This window comes from Vogesella sp. EB (assembly GCF_001037925.1).
Taxonomy (GTDB): Bacteria; Pseudomonadota; Gammaproteobacteria; order Burkholderiales; family Chromobacteriaceae; genus Vogesella; species Vogesella indigofera.
Window position 1 is genome coordinate 1 of the sequence record NZ_LFDT01000066.1, and the last position, 667, is coordinate 667.

Here is a 667-nt window from a genome sequence, read left to right on the forward strand (position 1 = left end):
GCTTGCCATAAACCGTTAACGGCTACCGTCCGGTTTTGGACAGCCAGACAGCAAAGCGCCGTGTTTCAGTGTTGAAACACGGCGCTTTTCACTGGCTCTGGCGATCTTGCCGGCCGCGGCTGGCGAGTTACGGCTTGCCCGGCAGGCCGCCGGCGACGGCATCGCTTTCTGCCGGGCTATTTGGCGTCTTCGTCGAGCTGGCGCAGGAAGGCCAGCTTGTCGGCGATCTTGCTTTCCAGACCGCGTGGCACCGGCTCATACCAGTGCACGTCTTCCATGCCTTCCGGCATATAGGTTTCGCCCGCCGCGTAGCCGTGCGGCTCGTCGTGGGCGTAGCGGTAGTCGTGGCCGTAGCCCAGTTCCTGCATCAGCTTGGTTGGCGCATTGCGCAGGTGCACCGGCACCGACCGCGACTGGTCCTGCGCCACAAAGGCGCGCGCCGCGTTGTAGGCCTTGTAGCCGGCGTTGCTCTTGGCGGCGATGGCGAGGTAGATCACCGCCTGCCCCAGCGCCAGCTCTCCTTCCGGGCTGCCCAGCCGCTCGTAGGTGAGGGCGGCGTCGTTCGCGATCTGCATCGCGCGCGGATCGGCGAGGCCGATGTCTTCCCACGCCATGCGCACGATGCGCCGCGACAGGTAGCGCGGGTCGGCGCCGCCGTCCAGCATCC

General features: G+C 66.6%; 1 pseudogene. It reads right to left on the reverse strand.

Annotation, left to right across the window (positions count from 1 at the left end):
* Positions 1-176: 176 nt before the first annotated feature.
* Positions 177-667: pseudogene (locus tag ACG97_RS16750) on the reverse strand (recombination factor protein RarA); the annotation flags it as partial.